Origin of the sequence: Citrobacter sp. Cpo147 (assembly GCF_030332405.1) — a bacterium.
In the GTDB taxonomy this organism is placed as follows: Bacteria; Pseudomonadota; Gammaproteobacteria; order Enterobacterales; family Enterobacteriaceae; genus Citrobacter; species Citrobacter portucalensis.
Genome location: NZ_JAOWHX010000039.1, coordinates 54,255 through 80,238, shown reverse-complemented (window position 1 = coordinate 80,238; position 25,984 = coordinate 54,255). Strand labels below are relative to the sequence as shown.

The 25,984-nt window shown below is 49.3% G+C and carries 23 protein-coding genes; 14 read left to right on the top strand and 9 right to left on the bottom strand.

Annotated features, from left to right (window positions below; genetic code table 11):
* Positions 1-5 precede the first annotated feature (5 nt).
* The gene (gene glaH / locus OGY06_RS18605) at positions 6-983 is read right to left on the bottom strand and encodes a glutarate dioxygenase GlaH (protein ID WP_286605868.1); all 978 of its coding nucleotides are present in this window, start codon (positions 981-983) and stop codon (positions 6-8) included.
* 248 nt (positions 984-1,231) lie between these two features.
* A complete protein-coding gene (locus OGY06_RS18600; protein ID WP_003826021.1) occupies positions 1,232-1,834 on the bottom strand; it encodes a short chain dehydrogenase in 603 nt (200 codons plus the stop codon).
* Between the two features lie 98 nt (positions 1,835-1,932).
* Here OGY06_RS18600 and OGY06_RS18595 point away from each other — a divergent pair, with 98 nt between their 5' ends.
* A complete protein-coding gene (locus OGY06_RS18595; protein WP_003826023.1) occupies positions 1,933-2,823 on the top strand; it encodes a LysR substrate-binding domain-containing protein in 891 nt (296 codons plus the stop codon).
* A 97-nt stretch (positions 2,824-2,920) separates the two neighbouring features.
* On the opposite strand, the gene OGY06_RS18590 is transcribed toward OGY06_RS18595, so the two are convergent.
* From OGY06_RS18590 to OGY06_RS18580, 3 genes are read right to left on the bottom strand one after another with little or no spacing between them, the layout of a single operon-like run.
* A complete protein-coding gene (locus OGY06_RS18590) occupies positions 2,921-4,435 on the bottom strand; it encodes a tripartite tricarboxylate transporter permease (RefSeq protein ID WP_003826025.1) in 1,515 nt (504 codons plus the stop codon).
* Positions 4,436-4,445: 10 nt separating this feature from the next.
* A complete protein-coding gene (locus OGY06_RS18585; protein ID WP_100247225.1) occupies positions 4,446-4,880 on the bottom strand; it encodes a tripartite tricarboxylate transporter TctB family protein in 435 nt (144 codons plus the stop codon).
* A 14-nt stretch (positions 4,881-4,894) separates the two neighbouring features.
* Entirely contained in the window at positions 4,895-5,872 is a 978-nt protein-coding gene (locus tag OGY06_RS18580) for a Bug family tripartite tricarboxylate transporter substrate binding protein (protein ID WP_003826029.1), read from the bottom strand.
* A 153-nt stretch (positions 5,873-6,025) separates the two neighbouring features.
* On the opposite strand from OGY06_RS18580, the gene tctD reads away from it, so the two are divergent.
* The 13 genes from tctD (at position 6,026) to OGY06_RS18515 (ending at position 21,678) form a co-directional block, all read left to right on the top strand.
* Positions 6,026-6,700: a transcriptional regulator TctD gene (tctD, locus tag OGY06_RS18575; RefSeq protein WP_003826032.1), complete on the top strand. Its 675-nt coding sequence runs from the start codon at positions 6,026-6,028 to the stop codon at positions 6,698-6,700.
* On the top strand, positions 6,687-8,099 hold the full coding sequence (locus OGY06_RS18570; protein ID WP_286586748.1) for a sensor histidine kinase: 1,413 nt from the start codon (positions 6,687-6,689) through the stop codon (positions 8,097-8,099). The genes tctD and OGY06_RS18570 overlap by 14 nt, the downstream gene beginning before the upstream one ends.
* Positions 8,100-8,553: 454 nt before the next feature.
* Positions 8,554-9,969, top strand: coding sequence for an undecaprenyl-phosphate glucose phosphotransferase (locus tag OGY06_RS18565; RefSeq protein ID WP_286605867.1), 1,416 nt, complete (start codon positions 8,554-8,556; stop codon positions 9,967-9,969).
* Complete coding sequence (locus tag OGY06_RS18560) at positions 9,959-11,245, top strand: outer membrane beta-barrel protein (RefSeq protein ID WP_125112809.1); 1,287 nt, start codon at positions 9,959-9,961, stop codon at positions 11,243-11,245. The genes OGY06_RS18565 and OGY06_RS18560 overlap by 11 nt, the downstream gene beginning before the upstream one ends.
* 1 nt (position 11,246) lies before the next feature.
* Positions 11,247-11,804: a polysaccharide biosynthesis/export family protein gene (locus OGY06_RS18555; protein WP_003826038.1), complete on the top strand. Its 558-nt coding sequence runs from the start codon at positions 11,247-11,249 to the stop codon at positions 11,802-11,804.
* 2 nt (positions 11,805-11,806) lie between these two features.
* Complete coding sequence (locus tag OGY06_RS18550) at positions 11,807-13,936, top strand: GumC family protein (protein WP_286605866.1); 2,130 nt, start codon at positions 11,807-11,809, stop codon at positions 13,934-13,936.
* A complete protein-coding gene (locus tag OGY06_RS18545; protein ID WP_003826042.1) occupies positions 13,933-15,144 on the top strand; it encodes a lipopolysaccharide biosynthesis protein in 1,212 nt (403 codons plus the stop codon). The genes OGY06_RS18550 and OGY06_RS18545 overlap by 4 nt, the downstream gene beginning before the upstream one ends.
* A complete protein-coding gene (locus OGY06_RS18540; protein WP_003826045.1) occupies positions 15,141-16,511 on the top strand; it encodes a hypothetical protein in 1,371 nt (456 codons plus the stop codon). Before OGY06_RS18545 ends, OGY06_RS18540 begins: the two co-directional genes overlap by 4 nt.
* A gap of 4 nt (positions 16,512-16,515) precedes the next feature.
* Complete coding sequence (locus OGY06_RS18535; protein ID WP_103285669.1) at positions 16,516-17,505, top strand: glycosyltransferase family 2 protein; 990 nt, start codon at positions 16,516-16,518, stop codon at positions 17,503-17,505.
* Positions 17,506-17,519: 14 nt separating this feature from the next.
* On the top strand, positions 17,520-18,731 hold the full coding sequence (locus tag OGY06_RS18530) for a glycosyltransferase family 4 protein (RefSeq protein WP_200924028.1): 1,212 nt from the start codon (positions 17,520-17,522) through the stop codon (positions 18,729-18,731).
* 1 nt (position 18,732) lies between these two features.
* Positions 18,733-19,845 carry a glycosyltransferase family 4 protein gene (locus OGY06_RS18525; RefSeq protein WP_003826051.1) on the top strand — a complete coding sequence of 371 codons (1,113 nt, stop codon included), beginning with the start codon at positions 18,733-18,735 and terminating at the stop codon, positions 19,843-19,845.
* 2 nt (positions 19,846-19,847) lie between these two features.
* On the top strand, positions 19,848-20,255 hold the full coding sequence (locus OGY06_RS18520; protein ID WP_003826052.1) for a hypothetical protein: 408 nt from the start codon (positions 19,848-19,850) through the stop codon (positions 20,253-20,255).
* A 31-nt stretch (positions 20,256-20,286) separates the two neighbouring features.
* Positions 20,287-21,678, top strand: a complete 1,392-nt coding sequence (locus OGY06_RS18515; protein WP_003826054.1) for a DUF4832 domain-containing protein — start codon at positions 20,287-20,289, stop codon at positions 21,676-21,678.
* A gap of 46 nt (positions 21,679-21,724) precedes the next feature.
* On the opposite strand, the gene galE is transcribed toward OGY06_RS18515, so the two are convergent.
* From galE to OGY06_RS18495, 4 genes are all read right to left on the bottom strand, one after another.
* Positions 21,725-22,741 carry a UDP-glucose 4-epimerase GalE gene (gene galE, locus OGY06_RS18510; RefSeq protein ID WP_003826055.1) on the bottom strand — a complete coding sequence of 339 codons (1,017 nt, stop codon included), beginning with the start codon at positions 22,739-22,741 and terminating at the stop codon, positions 21,725-21,727.
* 67 nt (positions 22,742-22,808) lie between these two features.
* Positions 22,809-23,747, bottom strand: coding sequence for a glucosamine inositolphosphorylceramide transferase family protein (locus tag OGY06_RS18505; protein ID WP_003826057.1), 939 nt, complete (start codon positions 23,745-23,747; stop codon positions 22,809-22,811).
* A gap of 207 nt (positions 23,748-23,954) precedes the next feature.
* Positions 23,955-24,590: a carbonic anhydrase gene (locus OGY06_RS18500; protein WP_003826059.1), complete on the bottom strand. Its 636-nt coding sequence runs from the start codon at positions 24,588-24,590 to the stop codon at positions 23,955-23,957.
* Positions 24,591-24,744: 154 nt separating this feature from the next.
* Positions 24,745-25,917: a MalY/PatB family protein gene (locus OGY06_RS18495; protein WP_286605865.1), complete on the bottom strand. Its 1,173-nt coding sequence runs from the start codon at positions 25,915-25,917 to the stop codon at positions 24,745-24,747.
* Positions 25,918-25,984: the final 67 nt, after the last annotated feature.

Sequence of the window (25,984 nt, the reverse complement as noted above, 5' to 3'; positions counted from 1 at the left end):
CGCGCTTACTGATGGGTCTGGTAGTGGTTTGTCGCGTACGCAAAATAACCACGCTGGCGCATCAGTTCGCGGCGCAAGTCCGGATGCGAAGTGAAACGATCGCGCCCGTGCAGCCAGAACAGGTTGTTGATCAGCAGGAATTTACCTACTGAAACCGGAACGGAAATAATGCTCTTGCTGGTTTCCAGCGCATCGGACAGGTCACTCAGCCAGACGCCTTCTTCATAGTCTTTTGGCTGGACGAACTGGTCGATGTAGCGCATTACCGGGCGGCCCTGCTGGTCAACGTCAAATACCGGATGGAACACTTCCTGACTGACGTTTTTGCTTGGCGGTGCGGCAAAGCGCATGGCGCGACGCGCCAGAGGATGGGTAAAGTACTGCTCCAGATGCTCCCAGTCGTCGAGGTGCAGTAGCAGCGAGTTACCGCCGGTCATGTTCTGCTCGTCGATCTTCATCATCAGCACGTAATCGGTGATTTCTTCGAGGTAGGTTCCGTCGTTGTGCAATTCCATCACTCGGTGAGGCTGGCGCAGATAGCTGTCTGAGTTATCGACGTTTTTCACCACAAAACGAGCGTAATATTGACCGCTCATCGCATCAAAATTAGAGCGTCCGATGAGGTGCGCTACCGCCGTTGCCAGCTTGACCATCTCTTCCGCCTGCGCCACGTCGTCTACGCTAACGGCATTGATTAGCAGTGCGCCTTCGGCACGATCGAGCAGGGTTTTCAGCAGCAGGGGCTGTAACTGATTGCCGCACAGGTCGTCGAGGATTTTGCCCACTTTGAAGCGCAAGAAGGATTTGTATTCCAGCGCCTGAACCGGCCACTGCGCGACGGCCTGCAGAAATTGCTCAGTGGTCTCAGCAGAAAAAGTCAGCTCCAGCAGGCGTGGGGATTGGGCTGACGGTTTCAGCGTGAAACCGCTGTAGTGCTGGGCTGGATCTTCAGCGTTCGGTTTTACGGCAGTCAGTGCGTTCATCAAATCGTTCCTCTCAGTAGATTGTCAGGGAGATATGGCGCAGCTCGTTTCATAGCCATAAATTAAAAATATCTACATTTTTGAAAAACGCGCACAGAATGAACTTGTTTGTTTATTATTTGTGATCAAAAGCAACAATTATTTAACATTATGAAGGGTGTGGGTTAATGCGAGGGAAAAGATAAAGTATTTTAAAACAGTGGGTTAATCACGCTGCCGTTGGTGATGAGTCAACGGCAGCGGCAAAGTCAGTAACCGACTTTATAAATACGCCCGGTTTGGATGCCTTCCACACTGCGGCGGTAGGCGTTGGCGACGGTGGTGGCGGGCACGCTTTCAAAGCCCGGGAAGAAACTGTCGTAAGCTTCGGCGGATTCACTCAGCACGGTCGGACTTATCAGGTTAATGCGTTGACCATGGCCTAGTTCACAGGCCGCGGCGCGAACAAATCCTTCCAGCCCGGCATTAATCGTTGCGGCGTTTGTCCCCTGTGCGATGGGCTCGTGGGCGATAATGCCGCTAATTAACGTTATCGATCCGCCAGCATTCAGAAAATGCTGCCCGGTTAATGCCAGGCGTATCTGGCCTAATAGCTTATCCTGAAGCCCCTGATTAAAGTCCTGGTCGGTCATTGTCGACAGCGGCCCAAAGAACAGATTACCGGTGGCGGAAACGATCGCATCTACCCGACCGACTTTTTCAAACAAGGCCTCGACACTCTCCTGCGAGGTGATATCGACCTGGTAATCCCCCTGAGTGCGACCCACGCGGACCACCTCATGTTTACGGCTCAATGCTTCTGTAACTGCGCGACCCACTGTACCACTGGCACCAATAATGACGATTTTCATAACCACCTCCGCAATAGTGTGAGCCGCTATTCTTTAATGAAAATGAAATCAGATAAACTGGCTAAAAGTTAGATGATTACTAACCAGGGGTTTGTAATATGGATAAACTGCGCGGCATGGAAACGTTTGTCGCCGTGGTGGAGAGTGGGAGCTTTACTTCTGCGGCGACGAGGCTCGAGATGTCTGCGGTGATGGTGGGAAAATATATCACCCAACTGGAAGCGCAGCTCGGCACGCGTTTGCTGGAGCGCAATACGCGCCGCCAGAGTCTGACCGATGCCGGACGTGTCTATTTTGAAGAAGCCCGTCGTGTGCTGGAGCAGGTATCGATAGCCGAACGTTCAGTAGAACGTCTGCGGCTGGCACCTGCGGGGACGCTGCGCATTAGCGCGCCCACTTCTTTTGGCGCTTGCGTGATCTCGCCGCTGGCCGCTGCGTTTTTACAGACCTGGCCAGAGGTGCGTATTGAACTGGATCTCACCAACCGGATGGTTGATCTGGTGAATGAAGGTGTCGATCTGGCGATCCGCATTGGCGATATCCATCAGACAGACGTGGTGGCGAAATACCTGTGTCCCTACCGTATGGCAATTTGTGCTTCGCCAGATTATCTTGCCCGCCATGGCACCCCCCGGACGCCCGCGGATCTGGTGGATCATCTGTGCCTGTCCCATACCGTGTGGACGGCTCGCAACGAGTGGATACTGCCTGGCGTGACGGGGGAGGTCAGATGGAAGCGCGATGCGATCCTGCGCTGTAACGATGGTCATGGCCTGCGTATGGCGGCAGTAGCGGGGGCTGGGCTGTTATTGCAACCTGAGGTGCTGCTGGCGCAAGAACTGGCTACGGGGAAATTGATTCGGATCCTGGAAGGGTTTACGCCGCAGCCGCGGCCAATTCATTTGCTGTGGCGACAGGATTTGCGTCCGTTGCCTAAGCTGACACGGTTTGTTGAGCACCTGCTGGAAGGAACGCGAAGTTTGCGCTGAAGATGAAAATGCCGGATGACGTTGCGCTTATCCGGCCTACAACCGAGCCAAATTGTAGGCCGGATAGGGCGCAATAGCGCCGCCATCCGGCAATTTGTTAGCCGATATCCACCTGCGGTTTGCTGTTGCGTTTACGGATCATGCGCAGCACCGGCGGGACCACGATAACCAGTACCGCCATCACCAGCAGCACTTTCGCCACGCCGCTGGCCCACAGAATATCCATACTGCCGTTACTGATAGACAACGCCCGGCGCAGGTTCTGCTCCAGCATTTCCCCGAGAACGAAGCCCAGAATCAATGGCGACATTGGGAAGTGCATTTTACGCAGGATGTAGCCCAGCACGCCGAGGGCGACCATCAATACCAAATCGAAGGTGGTGCTGTGAACGGCGTACACGCCAACCGCGGAAACTGCCGCGATAGCCGGTACCAAAAACCACAGCGGGATGGTCAGCATGCGGGTAAACAGACCGATCAGTGGAATGTTCATCACCAGCAGCATTACGTTAGCAATCAGCAGCGCTGCAATCAGCCCCCAAACGATATCCGGCTGCTCGGTAAACATGGCTGGACCCGGGGTGATGTTGTACAGCGTTAGCGCGCCCATCATCACCGCCGTGGTACCGGAGCCCGGCACGCCGAGCGTCAGCATCGGAATAAAAGAGCCGCAGGCCGAGGCGTTGTTGGCGGCTTCTGGCGCCGCAACGCCGCGAATATCCCCCTTGCCAAAGCTGTCGCTGTTGCCGCTGAGCTTTTTCTCGGTCATGTAGGTGATGGCACTGGCAATGGTGGCGCCAGCGCCAGGCAGAACGCCGACGAAAAAGCCAATCACTGATGAACGCAGGGTGGCCCCTACGCACTGTGCGCCTTCTTTGGCGTTGAACAACATGCGGCCCGTTTTACGCACCAGCGTCTGGCCACTGCTGGTATGTTCCAGCATTAACAATATTTCAGAGACAGAGAACAGCCCAATCACCACCACGATAAACTGCACACCGTCAGAGAGATGGACACTGTCAAAAGTAAAGCGATAAACCCCGGTGTTGGCGTCTACGCCGACGGTCGCAAGTCCGAGACCGATAAGCGCTGCCAGAAATGATTTCAGCGGATTTTGCGCCATCATGCTGCCGAGACAGGCAATGGCGAAAACCATTAAGGCAAAGTATTCCGCTGGACCGAAGGCCAGCGACCATTGGGCTAACGCCGGGGCAAACAGAATGATGCCGCCGATGGCGATAAGCGAACCAAAGAAAGAGCTGACCGCCGAGATAGAGAGCGCCACGCCACCGCGTCCTTGCTGCGCCATAGGGTAACCATCCAGCGCGGTCATAATCGCCGCCGCATCGCCGGGAACATTCAACAGGATGGAGGAGATGCGCCCGCCATATTCACAGCCTATGTAGACTGTAGCCAGCAGGATCAGCGCGGATTCTGCGGGCAGATGCAAAGCAAAGGCCAGCGGCAGCAGGATCGCCACGCCGTTGATCGGTCCAAGGCCGGGCAGCAAACCCACAATGGTGCCGACAAAACAGCCTATCAAGGCGATGACCAGGTTTTCCGGTGTCATTGCCACCGCGAAACCCTGAGAAAGATAAATCCAGGTATCCATCGTTTCTCCGTTAACCCAGCCAGGCGCCGAGTGGTAAGGTGACGTCAAGCAGTCGGTCAAAGGCATACCACAGCAGAATGCCGAGCACCGCGCCGGAAATACCCGCAGCCGGGATGGTTGCACCGAACAGCATGCCAATCACCACGGTGAGAATGGCGGTGGCGATGGGAAAACCGAGCCACTCAAAACCCCAGGCGTACATCAACAGAACAATGACCATCGTCAGCAGCTTTTGCAGCACGTGGCGACGGGGCCAACTGATGGTGTCCGGATGGCGCAACAGCAGCGCCACGGCACAGACCAACATCAGACCGATAATGCCAAGCGGGAAGGGACGCGGCCCTACGGGTTCATAGCTGTATTCGCTGCTGATTTGCCAGGCCACGAACAGCCCGGCTATGCAGAGCAACAGCCAGATACCTGCGAAAATACGATCGCTCATCATCTTTGCCTCTGCGTTTACTTCGCCAGACCGAAGGCTTTCGCCTGCTCACGATAATCCGTGACCTGCTTTTTCACGTAGTCGTCGAGCTGTTTGCCACTCATGTTGAATTCAAACAGGCCGCGCAGATCGCGCTGCTTTTTAAACTCATCGGTCTGCTGGAGTTTGTTAAAGGCATCAACCCACCACTGATACTCGGCGTCGCTGACTTTTGGCCCAACGTAGAAGCCACGAATGATAGGCCACACGAGGTCATAACCCTGCTCTTTGGCGGTTGGCACGTTGGCTAACTGTCCCGGCAGGCGTTCATCAGAGAACACCGCGAGCACGCGGATTTTGTCGCCGCTGAGGTAAGGCACCATCTCACTGAGATCGCCGGAAACCACCTGCACGTGATTGCCCATCAGTGCGGTAACCGGCTCGCCACCGCCTTCAAAGGCCACATAGCGCATCTTGTGTGGATCGACATTGGCTTTTTGCGCCAGCAGCGCCGACTTCATCCAGTCCTGGCTACCGATAGAGGCACCTGCACCAATGACCACGCTGTTAGGGTCTTTTTCCATTGCCGTCAGCAGATCTTTCAGCGTTTTCCACGGTGAGTCCTGGCGCACGGCAATCATGCCGTAGTCGGTACCCACACTTGCCAGCCAGCGGACATCATCCACGCCGTAGCGACCAAACTTGCCCTGTGACAGGTTCAGCAGTGAGCCGCCGGAGAAGGCCACTACGGTTCCCGCTTCAGCCGGGCGTTGAGCGACGATCGCGTTATAGGCCACGGCACCAACGCCACCGGGCATGTAGGTGACGCGCATCGGTTTTTCGATAGCGCCGGTTTCCATCATGCTCACCTGAATCAACTTACAGGTGAGATCGAAACCGCCGCCGGGTTTAGCAGGGGCGATACATTCAGTGCGCGATGGCGCTTGTTCCGCCAGTACAGAGGTACTCATCAATAAAATGCTTGCAGTAAGGGTACGAAGTAACTGTTTTTTCATTGTTTATCCTCACGCCGGAAAACCGGATTTTCGGGTACGGAAGAAGATTTTTGTGATTATGTGAGCCGATGTGTAGCAGTTCGGTTGCGTGATTGTTAAAACATTAACCTTTCAATTCCCTTTCAATGCGGCAGAAACTTTACAGGATGTGATATGCGTCTCTTATTAGCGGAAGATAACCGTGAGTTAGCTCACTGGCTGGAGAAAGCGCTGGTGCAAAACGGTTTTGCCGTTGACTGCGTGTTTGATGGCCTGGCAGCCGACCATCTTTTACATAGCGAAACGTATGCGCTGGCGGTGCTGGACATCAATATGCCGGGGCTGGATGGTCTGGAAGTCGTTCAGCGGCTGCGCAAACGCGGGCAGACGCTTCCTGTCCTGCTGCTGACGGCGCGTAGCGCGGTGGCCGATAGGGTGAAAGGGTTGAACGTCGGAGCCGATGATTATCTGGCAAAGCCGTTTGAAATCGAAGAACTGGATGCCCGGCTGCGGGCCTTGCTGCGTCGCAGTGCGGGACAGGTGCAAGGCATACAGCAACTGGGGGAGCTGGCGTTTCACGATGAAGGCTATTTTCTGTTGCAGGGGCAGCCGTTGGCGCTCACGCCACGTGAACAGGCGCTGTTGACGGTGCTGATGTACCGTCGGTTGCGGCCGGTTTCACGTCAGCAGTTGTTTGAGCAGGTCTTCAGCCTGAGTGATGAGGTTAGTCCCGAAAGCATTGAGCTGTATATCCATCGTTTGCGCAAAAAGCTACAGGGAAGCGATGTGCGTATTGCTACGCTGCGCGGTCTGGGCTATGTGCTGGAGCGTAGCGATGAAGTGGGTTAAACCCCAATCGTTGTACCTGCAACTGCTGATGTTTCTGGGCTTGCCGCTAATGTTGCTGTGGGGTCTGTCGGCATTTAACAGCTATGTCAGTGCGCTACAGGCGGCGACCCAGGCGTATGACCGCACGCTCCTTTCATCCGCCAGGACCGTTTCCGAGCGGCTGGTGGTGCGCAATAAACAGCTGGAAGTGAACGTGCCATGGGTGGTGCTGGACAGCTTTGAATTGAATATGAATGACCGACTGTACTACAAAGTGGTTGATCCGGCGGGGAAGGTTATCTCTGGTTATGACGATTTACCGGCTATGCCGCCAGCTACCTCGCGCACGCGGCTTTATCCGGCGCTGGCATGGTTTTATCACACTGAATATCGCGGTGAGGCAATCCGTGTGGCGCGTCTGCTGCAGCCCGTCAACGAAGGCGGCATTGTCGGCATGGCGGAGATTTATGTTGCCGAAACGCTGCAATCGCGGCGCTATCTGGCGCGACAGCTGCTGTTTTCCTCGTGGGTTTCGCAAGGGCTACTGGTGCTGCTGACGCTGGTGCTGGTTGGCTGGCTGCTGCGCCGGGTGCTGCGCCCGATGCGCCAGCTGTCATCGCTGATGGTGCGTCGTGAGCCAGGCTTGCTGACACCGCTGCCGGAACTGCTGCCATGGTCGGAAACCCGTCTGCTGATTGTGGCTTTCAACCGTTATCTGGACCGACTTCGCGGTCTGATCTCTCGTCAGGAGCGCTTCAGCGCGGATGCTTCCCATCAGCTCAAAACGCCGTTGGCGGTACTGAAAACTCAGGCATCGGTGGCTCTCGCCAGCGCCGAACCGCGGCAATGGTATGAGAGTTTACAAGCCATGAGTAGCACGCTCGATAATACCATTCAACTGACGGAGAGGCTGTTGCAGTTGTCTGCGGTGAAGCGCAAGGAGCAGGGGGAAAGGCATTTCTCGCCGGTTAATCTGTATGAGGTGGTGCAAAGCAGCTGTTTTACCCGACTGGCGCAGTCGCGTAGTAAAGGGATCGATCTGGGCTATGAAGGGGAACAGGACGCGGTGTGGGTCGAGGGAGATGAAGTGCTGCTCGGTGAACTGTGTGGGAATCTGCTGGATAACGCACTGAAATACACGCCGTCACAGGGGATGGTGACCGCCCGACTGCAACGAGAAGGAGAGGCCGTGGTGCTGGTGGTCGAAGATAGCGGACCGGGCATAGATGAGCAGATGGTTCATCAGGCTCTGCTACCGTTTCATCGTCTTGATAACGTAGGCAATGTCCCAGGCGCCGGGATCGGCCTGGCGCTGGTCAATGATATTGCTCGCCTGCATCGCACGCATCCTCAGCTAACGCGTAGTGAGACATTAGGTGGGCTGAGGGTTCAGGTACGCTTTTTAAGCGTTACCGTATGAGGTATTCATGGTGATGATATTTGTTGTTTAATTATAATAAAAAGTAATTAATTGTATTATTAATATCATTTGAAATGTTGTCTTAAGGCAGCTGTTTTTATTTTAATTACTGTATTAAACAGTAACGCTAAAGTGATTCAACGTCACTGAAACAATACTTTTGTGCAATTTATCATACATAAAACACTCTTTCATAGACCATGAGATGTTATCTGTCAATAGCGATAATGTTGTTAAAGGTTATCTTTTTTGCTGAGGTAGATAAAACTTCTATTGATATAAACTGCATTAAAATCATATAGATACGATTTCACTGGAGAGGGTTGTCACAGTAATGAGTATTATTTTTTACATTTACTGACAATGTGCCATTGCGTTTTTTAGACTTGTGATATAATTAGCAACATGAAATGAGAAAAAAACAATTAAAGATCAATAAATAATGGGCTGAGATATGCTTAAAAAATCGCTAAAGATTAGCAGCCAGGGATATCCAGTCTTTTTAAAACTGGTCGATTTCATTGTTATCAATGTGACGTTAATTTTTAGCGCCCATTTGCTGGGTTTGGTGCCCTTTAACACCATTGCCATTTTGAGTCTTCTCTTCTCCATCTTTTTCTTGCTGTTTGCTGAATACATTAAAATGTACCAGCAAAAGATTAAGACGATCGGTTTACGTAATCAAAAGCGCTTGGTTTTTTGTACGCTGCTGGCGATTTTTTTTAACGAACTGGTCAGTATGACGGTGGCTGAACCTGAGTCACTGGGCTACTTAGACAGACTGCCTTCCCCTTTTTATTCAGCCATTATTTACTGGTACTTCATTCCATTACCTTTTCTTTACTACATTCGTTTTTTTATTTTTAAGTATTCAACGAAAAAGAGTATACGGGTGGGGATTATTGGTCTGACCGACAATGGTCTGGCCGCAGAAACCGCGCTAATGAATGAATACGCCAATATCACATTAGATCTGGCCTTTTATGATGAGCGCGCCTTATCTCGTTGTGGCGATGTCGTTGATAAGGTTAAAAGTCCCTTTCGTGGTCCGGTTATCAATCTGGTCGAGGAAGCCAAGAAGGGAAACATAGACGAAATCTATATTGCTTTACCGATGGTTGCTTTACATCGCATTCGTCACTTTTTGGCCATGATGTCAGACACCACCGTAGATACCTATATTGTCCCTGACTTTTATACCTACAGTAACAACATGTCCAAGTTACGATCCATCCACAATCTGCAAACTATCGGTATCTTTAGTTCACCTTTTGAGGGGGCTGGCTCGTTTATTAAGCGGGCGGAAGATTTGGTTCTTGGCAGCGTCATTATGGTGATGATTTCCTCCCTGATGCTGGCGATTGCCATTGGTATCAAACTCACGTCCCGTGGGCCTGTTTTTTTCAAACAGGACCGCTATGGCTTGAGCGGGCAAAAAATTAAGGTCTGGAAGTTTCGTTCTATGCGCGTCATGGAGAATTCCGATACGGTTATTCAGGCCACTAAAAACGATCCACGGGTAACCAAATTCGGGAGCTTTTTGCGCCGCACTTCGCTGGATGAACTTCCGCAATTTATTAATGTTTTGCAGGGAAGTATGTCGATTGTCGGTCCCAGACCTCATGCGGTTACGCATAATGAGCAGTACCGCAAACAGGTCGAAAATTACATGATTCGCCATAAAGTTAAGCCAGGGATCACTGGGCTTGCGCAGATCAACGGGTTCCGTGGGGAAATCGATGCGCTTTATAAGATGGAAAAAAGGGTTCAGTACGATATTGAGTACATTCAAAACTGGTCGTTATGGCTGGATATAAAAATTATTATTAAAACTATTTTCAAAGGATTTGTCGGTAAGAATGCATACTAAATTACTCGTTATTACCGGAATCGTGATATCGCAGTCCGCATGGGCTGATTTAACACCGAAATCACACATTGGCTTTGCGGGGATAGACTTCCAGGGCAAGGTCGCTGTGGACTATGGTTATAATGATAACGTGTCTTATCAGCCACATAGCAGCGATGCTATCGGTTCCTCGTTTCAGAGTGCTGCGCCCGTTCTGAGTATGATTGGAGAGCGTGGTCAGGATAAGTATTTGCTGATGTACTCTGGGGATTATCGTAACTACTCAAGCGATTCTGCTGATAACTACAACGATCATTTTTTCCGTTTTAACGGTGCCTGGCGTTATGGGCTCATGCATGGCTTAACCCTCAATCTGGAGGATTCGCTTGGGCATGAATCCCGCGGCCGTGATATCACCGAGGGTTTTCTACCGAGTCAGTTTGAGCAGTATGGGATTAAATCTCCGCTGACGACGAATTTTATCAATAGTGAATTGCGTTACAGCTACGGTGCGCCTGATGGTCGCGGCAAAGCGGAACTGGCATTGTTATACAAAAAACTGACTTTCGGTAACACCTCTGATGTTCGGGACAGCAGTGAGGACTTCTACAATTATATTCAGGAACAGGAATGGCATGAAAATAGCCTGATAGCGGAAGTTTTTGACCAATACTCATCCAGAACGCGCTTTCGCTATAGCTTTATTACTAACCAGCGTCGCTATGATAACAACTCAGATAAAGACACTAATGAGTATTATTTGCTGTATGGCCTGAAGTCGCAGTTGACGGGGAAAACCAATGTCGACATGAATATTTCATGGCTGTATAAAACATTTGAAAACAACGCAAACTCGCATGATTTTAATGGTCTAAACTGGGACATAAAAGCGGAGTGGAAGCCGTTACAGCAGTCTGTTTTCACGGCCCATTCTGCGCAAAGCATTAAAGACCCATCGGAAGTTGGGGGATATATTTTAGTGACCCAGTATGGCCTTTCTTACCAGCATTTCTGGTTAGGTACTCGTTTTTCTACTTTATTGGACTACTCATTCACTTCGGAAGACTATAAAAAACAGAACAAGGATCGGCATGATAAAGATGGCGTGTTTAGCGTCACCATGAGCTATGACTACACGCCGTCGGTTAATTTTGAGATTAAATATCAGATAGATACATTAAATTCGAATAAGGATACTGACTCGTTTTATATCGGTCCCAACGACAATCAGGAAGTCATTAGAACGTTGGGTTATGATAATTCTATGATTATGCTTAAAGCTAAGGTTCAGATCTAAAATGAAAATAATAGAACTGTGCGCGGTTTTGCTATTCAGTATCCTGTTGGTCGGATGCACAGCGTCCAGCCCGCGATTAATGGACGATCCTGCTACTGTTCAGCAGGATTATCGGCTTGGGGCGGGGGATACGGTCAATATCGCTGTTCATGGTCAACCCGATATGACGATGCGGTTTATTTTGGATAAGAGCGGGGAAATTAATTTCCCGTTTGTTGGTGCTCTTAAATTACAAGATAAAACCGTTGATCAAGTGACTAAAGAATTAACTCAACGCCTGACCGGAGATTATTTTACATCTCCGATGGTGACGGTGAGTATTGCCGAGTTCCGCAAATACTATGTTTCAGGTGAGGTAAAAAGTCCAAATGGCTTCGCCTATGAGCCAGGGCTTACCGTCGAGAAATCTATTGCGCAGGCGGGTGGATTTACAGATCGTGCTGACCGAAAAGATATCAACATTCGCCTGTCAGGGAGCAATCAGCTGCTTGAGAATGTCGATTTAACGCACTCTGTTCATCCTGGGGATGTCGTGATTATTGGCATGGGGTTCTTCTGACGATGAAACTATCAATAGTGGAAAACGGCAAAAAACGAGAAAGCAGTGTCGAATTCTCCCGCTTTGCCAAAGAGCTGAAAAAGAACGCCTGGAAAATCGCGCTGGCCGGTATCGTTGCCGGGGTCGTCGCGTATCCGTTAATCAGCATGATGTCTTCAAAGTATGTTTCAACGGCGACGGTGCTGATTAAGGCGCAGGCTGATAACGTTTCTCCGTTTCCACAGGTTGATGGTTTCGATTCAACGCGCAGTGGTTACTACGAAACACAATATGCGTTGATGCATTCACGTATTGTGCTGGAGCAAGCCGTACGTGATATGAAGCTGGATGAAAACCCGGAGTTTACCGGGGAAAAAGCCGGTGCTCAGGGGGCTGATAGCAATGAAAGTCGACAACTGAGAATGGAGCAAGCGCTGAAAACGCTGGCGAAAAATCTGAATGTCATTGGTATTCGTACGACGAACCTGGCGTCTATTACCTATGAATCAACGTCCCCTCAGGTTGCGGCTGACATTGCGAATGGCGTCGCGCAGGCTTTCATCAACTACACGGTGGAGCAGAAACGCCTGAAGGTGGAGAAAGCTCGCGAACTGAATTTTGAAAAAATGGAAGAGATTCAGAAGTCGATAGCTAAGCAAAAAGACGAGATGGACAGCTATCTGAAAAATGCCGGGCTGCTGACCTTCCGCGGTATCGATGGTTTTGAAACCGAGCAGTTAAGTATCGTAACCAATCGCCTGGCCGATGCGACCCAGCGTCGGGTTGCCGCTGAATCCGTCTATAACGAGGTGAACGGGGGAGGTAAGTCCATTGAGAGCGTTATCTCGCTGCCTTCGGTCTCTAACCACGCTCAGATCCAGGATTTGCGCATTGCGTTGATTCAGGCGCAACGAACGTTGTCCGAACAGCGTAAAGTCTATGGGCCAAAAAATCCTGCCATTTTAAAAGCAGAAGCCGATGTTCAGTCGATCCAAAGCCAGACCGGACGAGTGTTGGGTGAGCTGAAGGTCGGTTTACGTCAGCAATATCTGGCAGCGCTGGCGGACGAAAAAAACTATCAACAGCAGGTGGCTGAGCAGAAAGAGATCTTCCAGAAAATGGCGTCAAAACGGGATGTCTGGAACAGTCAAAAGCTGTCGTTAGATAAAATGGAAGACCTGTATAAATCGCTTTATCAACGTACTCAGGAGCTGTCGCTGTCCGGCGTGAATGCCGATGCGGTGTTATACGACCCTGCGGTACCCGCGTTAAAACCGGCGAAACCGAATAAATCTTTATTGTTGCTGATGGTGGTCATGCTGGTGGTGGTGTTCAGCATCATGTATTTCATTGTCAAAGCGGCAATGGATAACTCAATCGGTACCCTCAGTCGCATGAAAAAACGGCTCAATGTTGTTCCGTTGGGTGAAATTCGTCGTTTTAGCGGAATCTCAGGGCGCGCGCAGGTGCGGGACATGATCATGAAGAACCCGCTGAATGCCGATATTGTGCACGGTATCCGTACCCGGATTATGCTGGATAATCGACCTTTACAGACGCTCGCCGTGGCGTCAACGGAGCACGGCGATGGGCGTTCTTTGTTGGCGAATCTGTTAGCTAACTCTTTTAGTTTCGACCAGAAAACACTGCTTATTGATGCGGATTTCTTTAACACTGGTGGGCTCACATCCGAGCTGGCGTCAGCTACATCTGCAGGCTTAGCGGAACTGTTACGCGGGGAGACAGAGCTTGAACAGGCGCGGATCAAACTCAGTGATAATCTCGACTTTATTCCTCACGGTAAGAGCACCATCTCATCTTTACTGATGCTGTCTTCGGAGCATGTTGAACTCTTAATGCGCGAGTTGAAATCGCATTATCAGCGCATCATTATTGATGTTGCTGCTGTGAATCAGAGTCAGGATGTTCAACTGATCAAACGTGCCGTCGATGGCGTTGTTTTCATTGTGAAAGCCGGGGTGGGGTCGGCGGGACAAATCGCCAACGCGCTGGATAAGATCGAGGAAAATAACGGCGTGGTGATTGGTGCGGTGCTCAATGCAGTTGAAGAAAAGGATCTTGAGACGCAAGAAGGTCTGCGTTCACTGAACTTCAGTACCGATCAACTGATGGCAACGCCAGGCCGCGTATGAGTCTACTGAAGAGCGCTTCCACAATAGCCGGTTCATCAGTCATCTCGCAGTTGATTGGTGCACTGTCTATTTGGTTGATTTCACACAAGTACGATATGGCTGAAGTGGGGCTTTATGCGCTCAACTACAGCATCGCCGTGGTGGGCGCTCAGGTGTGTACCTTTGCATCACAACTGTTAATTCCTAAGCAGCAGGATGACGAACTGGTACAGAATGTTGTGTTTTGCCTGATCCAAAGCACGATCATTGCCTTACCTTACGCCGTGCTTACCGCGTGGCTGTTTCACCAGAACATCCTGTTTCTCTATTTGCTAACGCTGGCAACGGCGTGGGTTTTAATCTCGGAAAACCTGTCGCTACGCACGGCCAACTTTCGTTTTCTGATTTTCCAGCGTATTTCTGTTTCTGTGGTCGTTGTACTTTCCGTCCTTCTTACGCACCATGTACAACTATTTTATTGGTCGTGGGCCTGCGCGACGATGGTGCTGACCATAAGCTGTATTTTGCATTCGTTTGATATTCGTTCGGTGGCGGCCAGACATCTGCGACCCGCCAGTAATTGGCATTTTTTCAAACAGAATATTCATCACATTACCAAAGTGGGCAGCGCGGAAGTGTTGGCGATGGCCAGCAGCAATTTGCCTATTATGCTGATTAACTTTTGGTTCTCGGCGCTGACGGCGGGTTATTTTTCCGTGGTTAGCCGCTTTTGCCTGGCTCCGGTGGTGATCATCGGGAATGCGGTGCGCAATACTATTTTTTCCAAATGGTCTATCGACTTCAGAAATAATACCTTTAACTATCAGGAGTATACCAAGGTACGTATGCTATTGCTGGTATTAGGGGTTATCTGTACCCTTGGGGTTTTTATTTTCTATCCGATTGTGATGCGCCTCGGTTTTAGCGAAGACTGGATTAACTCCATTGAGACGTCACGCTACATGTTGCCCTATTTATTCCCTGCGCTCGCGATAAGCCCTCTGACGGTGATAGAGCTTATTTTTGGTTCCCATCGCTATTTTCTGCGCATCCAACTGGAACAGCTGGCAATTGTACTCTTCGCTTTTGTTGTGACGCCCTATTTTTATAAAGATTATGCAACGTCGGTCATCTTGTTTTCTTCACTGACATTTATTCGCTACGCCTTCATTTATCTAAAAATGAATAAGCGAGCCAATCTCCTGAAAGACAAGCCGGTGATACTATGACGCTTAATACCGGATACTATTTACAGGTTTATACCTTTGTCACGCTGATCCTGTGTGGCCTGGTGCAATACTTTACCGGCATGCAGTCAGTGCTGTGGATACCTTTTTTCCTCACCTTATTGATGGTGGGATTATTGGTGATGCAGACGCGTGATGGCTCCTTACATCTGGATGCCCAGGAGACGATTGTCCTGGCATTGTACTTTTCGTTTCTGGTGCTGGCTGGAGCATCGACGCTGATTCAGGGCGGGATCACCGTAGCGATTGTGGCATTTAAAAACGAAATTGCGCTGTCGCTGGTGATGATCTGTTTGCTGCTGGGCTTTTGCCGGGAATCACAGATTTACCGCGCAACGCGCTATCTGTATTGGGTGTTTTACGCGCAGATTCCGGTAATGATTTATCAGGTGTTACTGGTCGTTCCCCAGCGCGTCGCGGTGCGTGGTGAAGATGAGAAATGGGACTCCGTGGTTGGCACGTTTGGCGGTGACCCCATGGGGGGCGGGAATACTGCCGCAATGGGCCTGTTTTGCCTGTTAATTATGTTGTTAAAAGTCTCAGAATATAAGCATGGACTCACCACGTTCAAATCCATGGCGCTGCATATTGTTCTCGGTATCGGGTTATGCATCATTGGTGAAGTAAAGTTTGTCATTCTGCTATCACCTATATTCCTGGCGTGGGTGTGGCTTTCACCGAGCTACGTCAAAGACGTTAGTAAGGTCAATCTGAAGACGTTATTGGTTATTGTGGCGGGAATGCTGTTGCTTATTAGCCTGTCGATTGTGATCCTCGCGTACTATTATTCTACGGCGTTCGGTGGCGATCCATCGAAAAGCTCGTTAAGTATTTTTATCGACTCCTTAAGCTATATCTTTGATCCGAACTACATTATGTCTACCGGTGAGTTAGGGCGCTTTACGACGTTCCTGTTCTGGTTGAAAAATAACGATCTGTGGGGGCTTTCAGGAACGTTATTTGGCTACGGACTCAATGCAACTAACAGTGGTAGTACGGTGTCGCCGGGCTTTTTGAATATTATCTACAACTTAATTCTTGACTCGACTTCCCTGAGTATGCTGCTGTGGGAAGTGGGGGTGATCGGCACGTTGCTCTTTATTAGCTTATTCATTTATATCCTGAAGGTTTGTCAGCCAAAGCCATTACTGATGCTTGAGCAACTGGACCAGCAGGATCTTCAGTTGTTGAGCTTTGCACCGGCGTTTAACGCTTTTGCGATTAGTTGCTTAATTAGCTTACCTTATAGCCAGATACTGATGATTACACCGATGTTACAATTCCTGTTCTATTTATCACTAGGATCAAGTTTAGTGATTCGTCGAACCGTCCTTCGCTGCGTAGGGTAATTGTATGGACCAAAAACCGTTTATTTCAGTGAGTATTAAAACACTCAATGAATCTAAATGTATTGAGAAGACGATTGACAGTATCCGTAAGCAGCTTATTGATTATCCACACAAAATTATTGTGGCAGATAGTCTGTCAACGGATAACACCCAACAGCTTGCGATCGATAAAGGGGTGACCGTAGTGTCCTTAACTGACCCTGGCGATCGCTGCTGTGGCGTCGGGCACCAGTTAGGTTATCTGTATAGTGAAGGGGAATATCTGCTGCTGATGGACGGCGACATGGAACTGGAAGAGGGCTTTGTGGATCAGGCGGTCGCGTTTTTGCAGGCCGAACCAGAATATGCAGGCGTTGCGGGAACCGTTGAAATGGACGATGCCGTTAACTATGAATTTAAATCGCGTAAGCAACGCATTAATAAAATCTATCCACTCGGGGATAGCGATCATCTGGGTGGCGGTGGGCTGTATCGTCGGTCGGCAATTGAAAAAATTGGTTATCTTACTAACCGTAATTTGCACGCGTATGAAGAGGCTGAACTGGGCCTGCGTTTAATCGAAGCAGGCTATAAACTGCGGCGTCTGGATATTCCTTACTTCAGCCATACGTCACATACGCTGCCGACGTTTAAGATGCTGGCGCGGCGCTGGACCAGCGGTTATTACCAGGCACCGGGTGAGCTTTTGCGTTGTAGTTGGGGGAAGCCTTGGTTTTCCCAGTCATTCAACATCGTGAAGAATGAGGCGGTATTTGCGCTTTACCTTATTCTCTTATTTGTGGCGCTGCTCAGTTTAAATATCAATGTGTTTGCCGTTGCGCTTCTACCATTACTGGCGTTTGCTTTGTTGAAGATTGTGCAAAACCGCTCGTTAACAGATGGGCTGCAAAGCGTTATTAATTTAATCGTACGCTCAGCGGGGCTGATCAAAGGTATTTTTTATCCGGTACGCGATCCGCTGACTCCGCCTAACAGTAAAATCATTCATGAATAACCGGGGCAGGCGCCATGAAAGTATTATTGGTTAACAAGTTTTTTTTCATCAAAGGCGGCGCGGAAACGGTTTATTTTCAAGAGCGCGATATGCTGAAACAGGCCGGAGTGCAGGTTATTGATTTCTCTATGCAGCATGAGAATAATTTCCCCTCGGACTATACGGATTATTTCGTCAGTAATGTGGACTACCACAAAGCGAACAATCTGCTGGGTGGTATCAAAACGGCGGTTAACTTTATTCATAATTCGCAGGCCTGCAAAAAAATGCTGGCGCTTTTAGAAAAAGAGCGCCCGGATATCGTCCACTTTCACAACATCTACCATCAGTTAACACCGGCGTTGATTAAAGTTGCGCGCAATTTTGGCTGCAAAACGGTGCTGACTGCGCATGACTATAAGATTGTGTGCCCCGCGTATTCTATGCTGCGCGACGGCAAGGTGTGTGATTCCTGTATTACCGGAACGGTTTTCAACGCCTTCAGGTATCGTTGTCAGGAAGGTTCAGCCTCAAAAAGTTTACTGCTCTCCCTGGAGGCAACCTGGCAGTACATTGCACAAAACTATCAGGCCCTGGATGTGATTGTTTCACCGAGCGTTTTTTTACGCGGTGTTTTGCTGCGCACGCTGCCAAATTCGCGCATTGATGTCATCGTCAATGGCGTTGATGATAGCCGTCCCCTGGCCGAAGTAAGCGATGAAGGCTATATGCTGTACTTTGGCCGTCTGAGCCGTGAAAAGGGCGTGGCAACGTTGTTGGCAGCGCATAAAAAAATGCGGAACAGCGCGCCGCTGAAAGTTGTGGGGCACGGTCCGTTGCATGATGAATTAGCCGCCAAATACCCTGATGTTGATTTTTTAGGTTATGTGCAACAAGGGGAGGCGCTCGATAAGCTTATTAAGCATGCGCGAGCGGTGATCCTGCCTTCAGAATGCTATGAAAACTGTTCTATGGCGATATTAGAAGCGATGTCCTTAGGCAAACCGGTTATCGGGTCGCGCATCGGCGGTATACCGGAACAAATTCGTGACGGTGTCGAAGGGATTTTATTCGAACCGGGTAATGTGCATGAGTTAGCCAATGCGATGGACGCTCTGGCCGACTCGCCTGAGAAGGCGAGGAATATGGGCTTACAAGGTCGTGCACGGTTGAGTGAAAAATATGCGCTGAGTAAACATATGGATACCCTACAGGCGCTGTATAAAGAACTGCTGAGCAGGCCATAGTATGAGTAAAAAAATAACGGTTTTTGGAACGCGTGGTATTCCCGATGTATTAGGTGGTGTGGAGACACACTGTCAGAATCTTTATCCTGCCATTAAACAGCAGTTCGACGTGGATGTTTGCGTGATCGCTCGCTCGCCATATGTAAATTACAAACGATCGGTATATAAAAAAGTCGAAACTTACGCGCTGTGGGCACCTAAAAAGCGTTCGCTGGAAGCTATTGTCCATTCCGTTATAGCGGCGTTTAGGACACGTATCGACCATTCGGATATTGTGCATGTCCATGCTATCGGCCCTGGCCTTGTGATCCCACTCTTACGCGTGATGGGTAAAAAGGTAGTTTTTACCCACCACGGGCCCGATTACGATCGCCAGAAATGGGGATATGTAGCCAAAAAAATATTGTTGCTGGGTGAGCGTTGGGCGGTGAGATATGCCAACGAGGTGATTGTGATTTCTGAAGTTATTAATCAACTGATCCAGAAAAAACACGGTCGCTATGATGCGCATTTAATTCACAATGGCGTGAACGAGCCGCGGTTATTATCACAGCTCACCATCGACAATACGCTCTCCCGCTTTGGGCTGCAGCCGAAAAACTACCTCGTGGTGGTTGGGCGGTTTGTGGAAGAAAAAGGGATGCATGATGCCATCGCCGCTTATCAATACAGTGGTTTGACCATACCGTTAGTACTAATTGGCGATGCGGATCATCCGACCGAATACAGCGTGCGCCTCAAAAAGCTTGCCGCCGACACGCCAGGTGTTGTGATGACTGGTTTTTTACGTGGTGACGAACTTCAGGCGGTGTTTTCGCAGGCTAAATTGTTTGTGATGCCCTCATACCATGAAGGATTGCCCATTGCGCTGCTGGAGGCAATGTCATTTTCTCTTCCGGCCGTCGTCAGTGATATTCCGGCTAACCTTGAAGTTCAACTGCCCGCCGAGGCCTATTTTAAAGTAGGAGATGTAACCGGTCTGGCTGAAAAATTAGGCCAAGGGGCAACAGCCAATAGCGTGGACTATGGTGTATATTTGCAAAACTACAATTGGCATGAAATCGCCAAAAAGACGGTTAACGTCTACCACTCCATTGATAAAGATATAGGTTAATTTTGACCAGTCCTCAAAATCGTCCTCCTGCCATCGAACGGTTTTACGCTCACCTTGATGAGCGGATAGCGGAGGAATTGACCCCTGAACAAAAAGAAGGGGTGGAAAAAGCGCTCCTTGCTACAACCCTGACTTCGCGGCATCAGATCGATATTCGCAGAAGCTTTCCTTTTTTCAGCAAGCGTTATTATCTGGTTTTTTTGTTTGGCAGAGATTTACGCCGCCAGCATCGCCAGGAATCAACCCTGTCGAGAATGTTGCTCACTTTTTTGCTGCTGATTGCCGTGCTATTCGTCACCTGCTGCATATTGCTGACGCTGTATATGATCAAATCCGCGTTAGGTATTGATGTGTTCCAAAATTTTCACGTAGGTATCTGGGACTGGTGGTTAAGTCTGAAAGACCGCTAGCGTTAACAAATTGGTGGAGGACGTCTTTGCGATGAAGCGTAAATGGGTTTGTGCGTTGTTGTGCATGTTTTTCCCGCTGACGGTTATGGCCGCATTGACGACCGTTACCCCCAAAGCATTGACGGGCCCGTTAACCAATCCGGGGATTGGCGTGGCAAGTTTTCATCAGGGATACGGTGAAACGCTGGGGCTGGCGGACTATCCCAATACCGGATTTGAATACGAGCGTTTTTACTGGCGGGATCTGGAGCCAGTCGAAGGCCAGTACAATTTTGCGTTGGTGGATGATGCCTTTAAATACGCGGCGGCACATCGCCCTGCGATGAATGTCGGGCTACGCTTTATGGCTCTGGCAGAGCCGGAAAGCGGTTCGCAAATTCCTGACTGGCTGATTAAAAAAGGCGTGAAAGGAACCTGGACGCCGGATAAAAAGACATTTGCCCCGGATTTAGACGATCCTCTGTTTATTCAATACAGTCAGCGTCTGTTGAACGCATTTGGTAAGCGCTACGATGGTAATGAGAATCTCGCGTTTGTTGATATTGGCATGGTGGGATCGTGGGGAGAATGGCATAACAGCAACTTCCCGAACCTGAAGCCATTACTGGAGCGATACACCACGGCGCAACTGGATCGCTACGTCGCGATGCACTTTTCTGCTTTTCCGGTGACGCCAAAAACCATGCTGATAAGCGGCGGTCAAAGTCTGGCGAATGCCGTGGCGCGTGGGGCTGGGTGGCGTGCGGACTGTTGGGGGGACCTGCGCGTATTTTCGGACACCTGGAACCATATGGCTGATGATTACCCCCAGCGATTGCTGGCTGCGCAGCAGAGTTATTCAGGGTTCAACGACGCCTGGAAACGTGCGCCGGTGAGTCTGGAGATCTGCTCGTATATGCAGGACTGGAAGAACACCTTTCACTATACACGTGCTGAAGTGCAGGGGATTTTTGACTGGGCGGTCAAGCAGCACGCCAGTACCATTAACCTGAAATCGAGAACGATACCCAGCGACTATCGACCGATGGTCGACGATGCGCTGACCAAATTGGGCTATCGATTTCGCCTTGCGTCCCTGAGTCATGAGTCCGTGTGGGACAGCGGACAAACGCTGACATTAAACAGTACCTGGTACAATGAGGGTATCGCACCGATTTATCTGCCTTACATGCTGGCATTCCGGGTCGTAGACAGCGCCAATAAGGCGGTGGCACAGGGGAATTCCGCGGAGGATATTCGCCGCTGGCTCCCCGGTAAGTATCAGGTCAGTTATGCGTTATCTATGCCAGGCCGACTGGCGAAAGGGCAATACGCGATTGAGGTTGCGATGCTGGATAAGTCAGGGGCGGCGAGAATTAACTTTGCCAATGAAGGGAAGCAGAGCAGCGGCTGGTACCGGGTGTCAACAATAACGGTACGCTAGTCAGACACAGCAGCGAGCCTGACGGTCAGGCTCGCTGCTGAGAACATTAAATTTGATACCCATTCGGGTTATTTTTTTGCCAGTTCCAGGTGTCACGCATCATTTCATCAAGGTTGTAGATGGCCTTCCAACCTAGCTCTTTGTATGCCAGCGATGGGTCAGACCAACATTCGGCAATATCTCCGGGTCTTCTGGCGACAAACTGATAGTTTATTTTTGTCTGCGCCGCTTTTTCAAACGCCTCAATCAGATTAATTACGGAATAACCGACACCGGTACCGAGATTAATCACTTTGTAAGCCGCGCCTTTGTTCTGGCAATCCAGCGCGGCTAAATGACCGGTCGCCAGATCCATGACGTGAATATAATCACGCACACCGGTACCATCAGGGGTTGGATAATCATTACCGTACACCGACACGGTTTCCAGCTTACCAATCGCGACCTGGGAGATATACGGAACCAGGTTATTAGGGATACCGTTAGGATCTTCACCAATCCGACCTGATGGATGGGCGCCAACCGGGTTGAAATAGCGCAGACAGGTAATGCGAAAATCGGGTTGTGCACGTGAGAAATCGGCCAGAATTTGTTCGACCATCAACTTAGACGTGCCGTACGGATTAGTGGTACCACCCGTGCGTGATTGCTCGCTCAGCGGTACGCTTTCTGGATTACCATATACCGTGGCAGATGAGCTAAAAATGAAACGATTAACGCCAGCGGCCAGCATCTCATCCAGTAAAACCAGCGTTCCGGTAACGTTGTTTTCATAGTAGGCGAGGGGCTCTTTTATCGACTCTGAAACTGATTTGAGTCCCGCAAAATGAATGACATCGGTGATGTTATGGTCGGCGAAAATGTTTTTTAATGCCTGCCTGTCGAGAACATCGGCGATATAGACAATGGGCTCTCTTCCGGTGAGTTCCGCGACCCTGTCCAGCGAGATTCTGCTGGCGTTCGCCAGATTATCGATGACTACGACATCATCGCCTCTTTCCAGTAGCGTTAACACAGTATGTGAACCAATATAACCTGCACCACCAGTGACAAGAATTGCCATACAGACTCCAGAAAAATGCTATAAACCCGAGCGATTTTCTACCAATGCCACCCGAGAATCCAGTGAATCAGTTATTTTGCCGGGTAAGGTAAGTGTTTCTGTATTTTATCATACATTTATATGCTATTTTTTTAAAGATTGCCAACAGACTGAACTTATTAACTTTTGTATCATAAACAATATAGTTATTTGAGAAGTTCAGCGTGTGGACGCCGTCACTGTGGTTGATCGACGAATTGATTTGTTCGATCAGAGTTTCAGCAAAATTAGTGTCGTTTAGTGTCACTAATTCTTTGATATATATTGATTTTCCATAAGTTTCAGGCGTGCACTCCTGTGTAAGGAAGTACATTTTATTTTCGACCTGATAGGAGGCACCTGCACCTCGATGATGGGGATTGCTCACCTTCAATGAGGGGGTAATCCGCTGCCATTGTCCATAAATATGATCTGCTGAATGAATAATTATTTCGTTATCCATCGTGGTGGACAACAGATAACAGGTTTCATTAATTGAGATAAATACGTTGTCGGTTAATTGGGTATCAGAGATTAAAACTTTAACTTGCTTCCAGCGTGCAGGGAACTCAATTGACTGAAACAGTATTACCTCTTTTCTTTCTGAAGACTCGGGGATCATGAACAGTTGATCGTTGATATGTATCAGATAAGGGAATGACAAATGACACTGTAAGTCGTCAAAGCCTTCAAGCCTAATATCTTCAAGTTCAACCAGTTCACGGTCAAGAACGCGACATCGTAGCGTGCCTTTTGAGTTGCGAAAGCTAAGAGCTTCATAGAAAACATACAGTTTATCGCCTTTTTCAATCAGAAAAGGATCGGCCTGAAATGTATATTTCTTTTTTAACTGCTGCGCAGTGGATTTGCTTAATATCTCCAGAGTGTTGTCGGGGAATGAGTGTGTACCATTATCCTTAATAAGCATGATGTCCCACGACTCATGATAAAATAACTTATCCATTATTCTTTTTATTTTTGTTTGCATTTGCACCTGATCCTTTTTATCGCCAGCACCATGTATGAACAGCTGTTTGCGACTCAGTGAATGAGCCTGTCGCAATGTTGTATAAATGTGCGAAAACCGATGTGGAACACCAGTGGCTACTTTAAAACTAGTCGCAAGCCCGTTTTTTGTCCACTAACAGAAATAGGGAGAGGAGATGTCCAGAGCATCCTTGCTCCAGTGGGGGAATTACTCGAAATGCACCTGCGGGTTATCTGCAAGGGAAACGTAGGTTTTGCTGTTTTTATCCAGGGTACGGATTTCACCGCTTTCGATGTCATACACCCAACCGTGCAGACGAAGCGCATTATTGCGCAGCCCAACCGCGACACAAGGATGCGTTTTAATGTTGTTAAGCTGTGCGATAACGTTCTCTTCCACCATGGCATTAACTTTATCGATTGGGTTATCCCAGGTTTTTTTATCGACCACGGCTTTCGCGGCATCGGCATAGTGCAGCCAGTGAGCGACAGCGGGCATCGGATCCAGGGGCTGGCTATCGGCAATGGCTTTCATCGCGCCACAATTGGAGTGACCGCAGATGACGATATCCGTTACGCCAAGTGCGACAACCGCGTATTCGATGGTTGCAGATACACCACCCGGCTCCGGACCAAATGACGGTACGATATTACCGGCGTTGCGGATAACGAAAAGCTGTCCTGGATCTTGCTGAGTAACGAGTTCTGGTACCAGGCGGCTATCGGAACAGGAGATGAAAAGTGCCTTAGGATTCTGGCTGGATGCCAGGCTGCGGAAGAGTTCCTTGCGTTGAGGGAAAATCTCTTTTTGGAAGTTGAGGAAGCCCTCGATGATATGTTGCATAGCAGTGTCTCTTGTCTCTGTTTAAGCAGGTTATGATGAAGATCACACTTTCCAGTTTAACACCAGCCGACAGAAGGGAAAGACTTTATAGCAGTTCAGCAACATCTTTGGATAATTTTGCCCCACCGTGGCAGGGCAAATCGTGTGATGTACGCTATGCGTTTTGCCATTTCTGGTATGCCGCTTTTAGCCGGTTCATCGCTTCTACCAGTACCGGGCGTGGGCAGCCAACGTTGAGTCTCATGTGCCCCTCTCCACCGGGACCATATTGCGCCCCTGGTGACAGGCCAAGCCTGGCGTCATGCACCAAAAAAGCGCTTAGCTGCTCATCGCTGAGATCCATTTTTTCCGCATTCAGAAACAGAAGATACGACGCGCCGCCATACACAATGGAAATCAAGGGACAGTACTTTTCGATTTCACTTTTTACAAACGCTACATTGTCGGCCAGATAGGCCAATAATTTCTGGTGCCAGTCGGCGCAATGGGTAAAGGCGCTGTAAATGGCCGCCTGCTGCAATGAATGGGTCTCTGCAAGGTAGCAGTTATCCAGAAAGTGGTAGAACTGATGGCGTAATTCATCATTCTTAATAATGGCGATTCCGCCCTGGATCGCCGCCGTATTGAAGGTCTTGCTGATGGAAGTAAGTACGATTGACTTACTATCTGGCGCTTCATCAACAGTAAAAAACGGCAAATGGCGCTTTCCTGGCAGGGTTAAATCACTATGCACTTCATCAGACAGAATGATGACGCCAGCCTGCTGGCAATAGTGGCTTATTTTTTCCAACGTTTCCCGCGACCACACCATTCCACCTGGATTATGCGGTGAAGGGAACAAAAACATTTTGCACTGCTTGAGTTTCTCGCTGAAATCATGCCAGTCAAATTCATAGTGCCCGTTTTTCTCAATGAGGCGCGTCTGAATCAAATTCCTGCCGCTGGTGTTTACCAGATTAGGATAGGGATCATAGATTGGCGTACAGGTTAAAATATTATCGCCTGGACGGGTAAGCGCCATTAAAGAGAGTACGATAGTTTTTATAACACCGGGAATAAAATGTAACCAGTGTGCCTTGATATCGGCATCATACTGTTGTGCATACCAATGAATAACAGATTCTTTCCATTGTGGATAATCCAGGTTATAGCCTTGCACAGGCTGCGATACCACCGAACGCAGCGTGCTCATGATTGGCTCTGGTGTCGCAAAATCCATATCTGCAATCCACAGCGGTAATACATCGGTGGTACCGTACATCTGTTGTAATTGCCCGTATTTGCGACAATTAACATCCCTTGCGACAATATCATCAAATAAAGACATTGTTGACTCCTGGAAAGTCTCTGAAAATAGTGTAAGCAACGCAAAAGCGAAGAATGTTTATGTATAT

Bases quoted from the DNA above. Each gene is read 5' to 3' on its own strand.
- OGY06_RS18580 (WP_003826029.1), bottom strand. From the start codon at position 5,872: ATGAAAAAACAGTTACTTCGTACCCTTACTGCAAGCATTTTATTGATG.
- OGY06_RS18515 (WP_003826054.1), top strand. From the start codon at position 20,287: ATGAAGCGTAAATGGGTTTGTGCGTTGTTGTGCATGTTTTTCCCGCTG.
- OGY06_RS18530 (WP_200924028.1), top strand. From the start codon at position 17,520: ATGAAAGTATTATTGGTTAACAAGTTTTTTTTCATCAAAGGCGGCGCG.
- OGY06_RS18525 (WP_003826051.1), top strand. From the start codon at position 18,733: ATGAGTAAAAAAATAACGGTTTTTGGAACGCGTGGTATTCCCGATGTA.
- OGY06_RS18600 (WP_003826021.1), bottom strand. From the start codon at position 1,834: ATGAAAATCGTCATTATTGGTGCCAGTGGTACAGTGGGTCGCGCAGTT.
- glaH (WP_286605868.1), bottom strand. From the start codon at position 983: ATGAACGCACTGACTGCCGTAAAACCGAACGCTGAAGATCCAGCCCAG.
- OGY06_RS18560 (WP_125112809.1), top strand. From the start codon at position 9,959: ATGCATACTAAATTACTCGTTATTACCGGAATCGTGATATCGCAGTCC.
- OGY06_RS18565 (WP_286605867.1), top strand. From the start codon at position 8,554: ATGCTTAAAAAATCGCTAAAGATTAGCAGCCAGGGATATCCAGTCTTT.
- OGY06_RS18585 (WP_100247225.1), bottom strand. From the start codon at position 4,880: ATGATGAGCGATCGTATTTTCGCAGGTATCTGGCTGTTGCTCTGCATA.
- OGY06_RS18505 (WP_003826057.1), bottom strand. From the start codon at position 23,747: ATGCAAACAAAAATAAAAAGAATAATGGATAAGTTATTTTATCATGAG.
- OGY06_RS18540 (WP_003826045.1), top strand. From the start codon at position 15,141: ATGACGCTTAATACCGGATACTATTTACAGGTTTATACCTTTGTCACG.
- tctD (WP_003826032.1), top strand. From the start codon at position 6,026: ATGCGTCTCTTATTAGCGGAAGATAACCGTGAGTTAGCTCACTGGCTG.
- galE (WP_003826055.1), bottom strand. From the start codon at position 22,741: ATGGCAATTCTTGTCACTGGTGGTGCAGGTTATATTGGTTCACATACT.
- OGY06_RS18545 (WP_003826042.1), top strand. From the start codon at position 13,933: ATGAGTCTACTGAAGAGCGCTTCCACAATAGCCGGTTCATCAGTCATC.
- OGY06_RS18590 (WP_003826025.1), bottom strand. From the start codon at position 4,435: ATGGATACCTGGATTTATCTTTCTCAGGGTTTCGCGGTGGCAATGACA.
- OGY06_RS18535 (WP_103285669.1), top strand. From the start codon at position 16,516: ATGGACCAAAAACCGTTTATTTCAGTGAGTATTAAAACACTCAATGAA.
- OGY06_RS18570 (WP_286586748.1), top strand. From the start codon at position 6,687: ATGAAGTGGGTTAAACCCCAATCGTTGTACCTGCAACTGCTGATGTTT.
- OGY06_RS18500 (WP_003826059.1), bottom strand. From the start codon at position 24,590: ATGCAACATATCATCGAGGGCTTCCTCAACTTCCAAAAAGAGATTTTC.
- OGY06_RS18555 (WP_003826038.1), top strand. From the start codon at position 11,247: ATGAAAATAATAGAACTGTGCGCGGTTTTGCTATTCAGTATCCTGTTG.
- OGY06_RS18495 (WP_286605865.1), bottom strand. From the start codon at position 25,917: ATGTCTTTATTTGATGATATTGTCGCAAGGGATGTTAATTGTCGCAAA.
- OGY06_RS18550 (WP_286605866.1), top strand. From the start codon at position 11,807: ATGAAACTATCAATAGTGGAAAACGGCAAAAAACGAGAAAGCAGTGTC.
- OGY06_RS18595 (WP_003826023.1), top strand. From the start codon at position 1,933: ATGGATAAACTGCGCGGCATGGAAACGTTTGTCGCCGTGGTGGAGAGT.